The following is a 5,483-nucleotide window of genomic DNA, read 5'->3' on the forward strand; positions in this document are numbered from 1 at the left end:
CGCCCGCCGCTTCTATCGGCGCACTCGGTAGCTCGCCCAGCGGCAGACGGCCCCGGTTTGTCCAGCGCAACGGCACCTCCGGCAGTTGCGCCGCCAGGGCCGCACGCGTCGCGTCATCCAGCGCTTCGGACTTGTTCATCAGCAGCAGCGCCGCCTCGCCCAGCGCCAGCCGTTGCGCTTCAGGCAAAGGCTGCCCGGCGGCCAGCGCGGCGGCATCCAGCACCATCACCAGCGGCTGCACGGCCAGCACACCCTGCCAGGGCGCGGCGCGCAGTTGCGCCAGCAGTTGCGCGGGATGGCCGAGGCCGGAGGGCTCGATGAACAGCCGCTGCGGCCGGGCCTTGCGCAGCAGGCGGCCGAGGCCGACCTGGAACGGCGCGCCATTCACGCAGCACAGGCAGCCGCCGGCGACTTCGCCCAGGGCGATGCCGTCCTCGTCGCGGGACAACAGCGCGGCATCGAGGCCGACCTGGCCGAATTCGTTGACCAGCACGGCCCAGCGCTCGCCCGCCGGGCGTTGCGCCAGCAAGTTCTGCAGCAGGCTGGTCTTGCCCGCCCCGAGGGGGCCGGCGATGAGATGAGTCGGGATCTGCTTCAACATTCGCCCATGGTGCCGCCTGACGCTCGCCGGGAAAAGCGCTAGAGTCGCGGCTTCGTCAGACCAACCCCGGATCGATCATGCGCCTGCTGCTGCCTCTCGCCCTCGCCTGCCTGCCCCTGCTCGCCCACGGCGAGGCCTGCGTGGTGCATACCCAGGGCAAGGACATCGACGTGAAGGTCTGCCAGCAGAACCGCACCATTCCGGAAAAACTCTTCCGCGAGGGCTTCTGCCAGCCGCAGCTGAAAGACCAGAAGGTCGAGGTGACCTTCGCCGAAAACTGCCCCAGCGGCGCCTTCGGCGTCTGCGAGAACGCCCAGACCCAGGGCGTGCCTTACCGCCAGGACATCCACTACTACGGCGTGGCCAGCGACGCGCGCGTCCTCCAGCCGTTCTGCGAACAGCAGAGCAACGGCCGCTGGAGCAGACCGCAGTAACGGTCATCGCCTTGTCATACGGCTCGGGCTTACTGTCCGCGGGTACCTCACACCCTCCCGGCACCCCACGCCGGACATGATCTTGGTGAATCGGGCCGCTCTCCCCGGGTGGCCCATTTTTTTGCCCGTTCCCAGCCTGCCAATTACGTGGGAGCGGACTCCGTCCGCGATCGTTCACAGCCACTGCGCATTCCAGAAAGGATAATCCCCTACTCGCTCAACCAAACGGGACCGCAATGGATTGGCGACGATGTATCGCGCGATGGACAGCACCTCCACATCGTTGCGCAAAGCGTGATCGTGATATCCCGCAGCCCATAACGCTCCTCGTCTTCCGTGATGCTCATTGAGGCAACGGGCGCTTCTTTGGGTCTGCTCACGGGTCAACCTCCGTGCAGAGGCATGACTATCGCGGACGGAGTCTGCTCTGCCTGGAGAGTCCTGCGCGGCCCTCAGCCCTCTCCCCCCGCCCTCTCCCTGAAGGGAGAGGGAGCCGTCCGGTATCGCCGGTCACCACGGAGTTTCGCTTGATGCCGATCAGTCCCCTCTCCCTTCAGGGAGAGGGTTAGGGAGAGGGAATCCCGGGCACGGCATTTCGAGAAGACAGTTGCTCCTACGCGGTGGACGGGTCTGGAGCGGATGTAGGCGAATTTAGATGAGCATCAGGCGCCAGCCTCCCAGGGCTCGAAAGGATCGGGCAGGCGCTTCCACGCGGTGGTGCCGGCGGCCATTTCGTCGTCGTCCAGCAGGCAATGGTCCAGTTCGCCGAACAGCCGGGCGAAGTCGAGGTTCTGGCCGATGAACACCAGCTCCTGGCGACAATCGCCGCTGTCTTCGTGCCAGTGGCGCAGCACGCCCTGCAGCTCGGTGGTGTCCTGCGGCCAGTGTTCGCGCGGGACGAAGCGCCACCAGCGCCCGGCCAGGCCATGGCGCATCAGGCCGCCGGCCTGGGACCAACTGCCCGCCTCGCGGTAGCGGCTGGCGAGCCAGAAGAAGCCCTTGGAACGCAGCAGTCGGCCATTGCTCCAGGGCTGCGCGAGGAAGTCATGGAAACGCTGCGGATGGAAGGGCCGGCGCGCCCGGTAGACATCCGAAGAGATGCCGTAGGCCTCGGTCTCCGGCAGGTGCTCGCCGCGCAGCTCCTTGAGCCAGCCTGGCGCCCGCTCGGCGCGCTGGAAGTCGAAACGACCAGTGTCGAGGATGGTCGCCAGCGGCACCTGGCCCATGACCATGGGCTGGATATCGGCGTCGGGGTTGAGCCGGCGCAGGATCGCCAGCAGCTCGTCGCGCTCGGCGCTGCCGATCAGGTCGATCTTGCTCACCAGGATCACGTCGGCGAACTCCACCTGCTCCACCAGCAGGTCGCTGAGCGAGCGCTCGTCGTCCTCGCCGAGGGTTTCGCCACGCTCGGCGAGGCTGTCGGCGCCCTGGTAGTCGGCGAGGAAGTTCAGCCCATCGACCACCGTGACCAGCGTGTCCAGCCGCGCCAGGTCCGACAGGCTGCGACCCTGCTCGTCGCGGAAGGTGAAGGTCTCGGCCACCGGCAGCGGCTCGGAGATGCCGGTGGACTCGATCAGCAGATAGTCGAAGCGGCCTTCGCTGGCGAGGCGGCTGACCTCTTCCAGCAGGTCCTCGCGCAGGGTGCAGCAGATGCAGCCGTTGCTCATCTCCACCAGGCGTTCCTGGCCACGGTTGAGGCTGACATCGCGCTGCACCTCGCGGCCGTCGATGTTGATTTCGCTCATGTCGTTGACGATGACGGCGACCTTGAGGTCCTCGCGGTTCTTCAGCACGTGGTTGAGCAGCGTGCTCTTGCCGGCGCCGAGAAAGCCGGACAGGACGGTGACGGGAAGTGGGGCGTTCACGGTGGGTTTCTCCAGGGAATTCAGGCTTCGCGGACGTGCAGTTCGCGCCGTTCCTGGCGCTCCTTGGCTTCGATGCAAAGCGAGGCGGTGGGGCGCAGCAGCAGACGGCGCAGGCCGATCGGTTCGCCGGTTTCCGCGCACCAGCCATAGTCGCCCTGGGCCAGGCGCTCCAGCGCCTGGTCGATCTTGTCGAGCAGCTTCTTCTCCCGCTCCAGCAGACGCAGTTGCCATTGGCGCGACTCCTCGCGGCTGGCGACATCGGCCTCGTCGCTGGCCCGCTCGGTGTCCTGCAGCGCCTGGAATTCCTCGTCGATGCGTCCCTGCAGCTCGTCGCGCTGCTCCAGCAGCAGTGCGCGGAAATAGCCCTGTTGCGCCTCGCTCATGTAGGCCTCGCCGGGCTGGGCGAGCAGTTCCTGTTCGGTCATGACCGTCTCCGTAAGGGAGTGATCTTTTATGTTATATTATAACAATGCATTCTCTGCAATGGAGAGTCGACAACCGCTTTCTGCCGTGCGATACCCATGCTCCGCTCCCGCCGCCTGCCGAGACTTCCGATGCTGCGCCGCGCCCTTCTGCTCTGCCTGTTCGCGCCCTTCGCCTTCGCCAGCGGGTCCGCACCGCTGCCCTTCCCCGGCGAGGAACCGGCGCGCTGCGCCTGGTCGGCTTCGGTGCTCGCCTGCATGGACGATTCAGGGAATCTCTACAGCGTCGCCACCCACGGCCACGACACCTACCTGCGCGGCTTCGAGGCGAGCAGCGGACGGCGCTGGGCGCAGACCGGCACGCGCTACGGCAGCCTGACCTTCTTCAGCGGGGTGACCAGCGATGGGCAGGTGTGGGTCGGCACCAGCCGCGGCATCGGCTGGACCAACATCAGCCGCTTCAGCAGTTCCACGGGAGACAGCGCGCGACTGACCTGCGGCCGGGTCAGCGGCTGCAGGCAGCACGATCACTGACGAGCCCATTGCGGGATCGTCCGGAAGCAAATACGTTATATTATAACAATTGCCGACCGTGACCCGCCCATGACCGCCCTGCTCCCCGATATCGCCTGCCAATCCACCCGCCTGCCCATCCCGCTCGACTGGGTCGGCATGCAGGGCATCGCCGTGCCCCTGCGTATTGCTGGCGAGCGCGTTGCCGCCCATGCCGACGCCGGTGTCAGCCTCGACGAAGCCGAGGCACGCGGCATCCACATGTCGCGGCTGTACCTGGCACTGGAAGCCTTGGCGGAGGAGGAACTGTCACCGCAGCTGCTGCGAGGATTGCTGCAGCAGTTCCTGCGCAGCCACGCGCAGCTCTCCCGACGTGCGAGCCTGGCGCTGCGTTTCGAACTGCTGCTGCGGCGCCCGGCGCTGGTCAGCCCGCTGAGCGGCTGGAAGCGCTACGCCTGCGAGGTCCACGCGCAGCTCGAGGACGATGCGCTGCAACTGGAGTTGCGCCTGAGCCTGCCCTACTCCTCGACCTGCCCGTGCTCGGCGGCACTGGCACGCCAGCTGATCCAGGAGCGCTTCGACGCCGACTTCGCCAGCCGGCCGCTGAGGGCCAACGAGGTTCGCGCCTGGCTCGGCAGCCCGCAGGGCATTGTCGCCACGCCGCACAGCCAGCGCAGCGAAGCGCGGCTGCACCTGCGGCTCGACCCGGCCGCGCAGGCCTTCGCTTTCAGCGAGCTGATCGACCACGCCGAAGAAGCCCTCGGCACCGCCGTGCAGACGGCAGTGAAGCGCGCCGATGAACAGGCATTCGCCCTGGCCAACGGGCAGAACCTGATGTTCTGCGAGGACGCCGCGCGCCGGCTGCACCGTGCACTGGTGCAGCGTGAAGAGGTGTCCGGCTTCGAAGTGCGCGTGGTGCATGCTGAAAGCCTGCACGCCCACGATGCGGTGGCGGTGAGCCGCTGGGTACGCGACTAGGCGCCGAGGTCGAGCGCCAGAAGGATCTGGTCGCGGCACTGGATGCCGTTCTCGTGGATCGGCTCGGGGTAATGCCGCACGAAGTGATCCGGGTCGATGCCGACGATGCGGAAACCCACCCGCTGGTACAGGCCGAGCTGGGCCAGGCTGGAGTTGCCGGTAGCGATGGTCAGGCGCTGCAGGCCGGCCTCTCGCGCCTGCTCGATGGCCGCCTGCAGCAGGCGCCGGCCCAGTCCGCGCTCCTGCCATTCGTCTTCCACCGCGAGGCTGGTGATCTCGGCGACGCCGGGCTCGCGGGGAGTCAGCGTCAGCACGCCGCGCACGGAGTCCGCCTCGCTCAGCGCCAGCAGGCGGGAATCGCCCAGGTAGCTCTCGATCTGCTCGCGGCTGGGGTCGGCCTTGAGCAACAGCGACCAGGGCGCCTGCGCGGGCGAGAGTTCGACGAGGGACAGGTCCGGGAAGAAATTCACCATGATTCATCTACCAAAGAGTCAGTGGGGAAAGGGGGTTTAGCCTCCCGGGCGACTCGATGCAAGCCTTTTGCCCCACGCCGGAAACGCATCGGGCCCCGCCACCCCGGGCCCCGGGGGGGGCGCGGGAAAACCGCACGGGGGGATTTAACCGCGGGGGCCAGGCCCCCAGGGGGCGCCCGGCCGGGGGGGGGTGGGGG

Annotated in this window: 7 protein-coding genes; 3 read left to right on the forward strand and 4 right to left on the reverse strand. The window is 67.6% G+C overall.

Annotation, left to right across the window (positions count from 1 at the left end; all coding sequences use genetic code 11):
• The coding region (locus ACCC94_RS27410; protein ID WP_413352746.1) for a CobW family GTP-binding protein at positions 1 to 601 on the reverse strand (601 nt) is incomplete at its 3' end.
• Between the two features lie 77 nt (positions 602 to 678).
• On the opposite strand from ACCC94_RS27410, the gene ACCC94_RS27415 reads away from it, so the two are divergent.
• On the forward strand, positions 679 to 1,035 hold the full coding sequence (locus ACCC94_RS27415; RefSeq protein WP_413352747.1) for an NADH:ubiquinone oxidoreductase: 357 nt from the start codon (positions 679 to 681) through the stop codon (positions 1,033 to 1,035).
• Positions 1,036 to 1,697: 662 nt separating this feature from the next.
• Here ACCC94_RS27415 and zigA read toward each other — a convergent pair.
• Positions 1,698 to 2,900: a zinc metallochaperone GTPase ZigA gene (gene zigA, locus ACCC94_RS27420; protein ID WP_413352748.1), complete on the reverse strand. Its 1,203-nt coding sequence runs from the start codon at positions 2,898 to 2,900 to the stop codon at positions 1,698 to 1,700.
• A 20-nt stretch (positions 2,901 to 2,920) separates the two neighbouring features.
• Positions 2,921 to 3,325: an RNA polymerase-binding protein DksA gene (dksA, locus tag ACCC94_RS27425; RefSeq protein ID WP_413352749.1), complete on the reverse strand. Its 405-nt coding sequence runs from the start codon at positions 3,323 to 3,325 to the stop codon at positions 2,921 to 2,923.
• Positions 3,326 to 3,454: 129 nt separating this feature from the next.
• Here dksA and ACCC94_RS27430 point away from each other — a divergent pair, with 129 nt between their 5' ends.
• Together ACCC94_RS27430 and folE2 are read left to right on the forward strand one after the other, a co-directional pair.
• A complete protein-coding gene (locus ACCC94_RS27430; RefSeq protein WP_413352750.1) occupies positions 3,455 to 3,856 on the forward strand; it encodes a hypothetical protein in 402 nt (133 codons plus the stop codon).
• 69 nt (positions 3,857 to 3,925) lie between these two features.
• Positions 3,926 to 4,813, forward strand: coding sequence for a GTP cyclohydrolase FolE2 (folE2, locus tag ACCC94_RS27435; RefSeq protein ID WP_413352751.1), 888 nt, complete (start codon positions 3,926 to 3,928; stop codon positions 4,811 to 4,813).
• Here the strand turns inward: folE2 and ACCC94_RS27440 are convergent.
• Positions 4,810 to 5,286, reverse strand: coding sequence for a GNAT family N-acetyltransferase (locus ACCC94_RS27440; protein ID WP_413352752.1), 477 nt, complete (start codon positions 5,284 to 5,286; stop codon positions 4,810 to 4,812). The two genes, folE2 and ACCC94_RS27440, sit on opposite strands and share 4 nt — an antisense overlap.
• Positions 5,287 to 5,483: the final 197 nt, after the last annotated feature.

The sequence above is a fragment of the Pseudomonas sp. Pseusp97 genome (genome assembly GCF_047304025.1).
Taxonomy (GTDB): Bacteria; Pseudomonadota; Gammaproteobacteria; order Pseudomonadales; family Pseudomonadaceae; genus Pseudomonas.

What these genes read in the sequence shown, in the direction of transcription:
- ACCC94_RS27415 (WP_413352747.1), top strand. Translation starts at nt 679, where the DNA reads ATGCGCCTGCTGCTGCCTCTCGCCCTCGCCTGCCTGCCCCTGCTCGCC.
- dksA (WP_413352749.1), bottom strand. Translation starts at nt 3,325, where the DNA reads ATGACCGAACAGGAACTGCTCGCCCAGCCCGGCGAGGCCTACATGAGC.
- ACCC94_RS27430 (WP_413352750.1), top strand. Translation starts at nt 3,455, where the DNA reads ATGCTGCGCCGCGCCCTTCTGCTCTGCCTGTTCGCGCCCTTCGCCTTC.
- folE2 (WP_413352751.1), top strand. Translation starts at nt 3,926, where the DNA reads ATGACCGCCCTGCTCCCCGATATCGCCTGCCAATCCACCCGCCTGCCC.
- ACCC94_RS27440 (WP_413352752.1), bottom strand. Translation starts at nt 5,286, where the DNA reads ATGGTGAATTTCTTCCCGGACCTGTCCCTCGTCGAACTCTCGCCCGCG.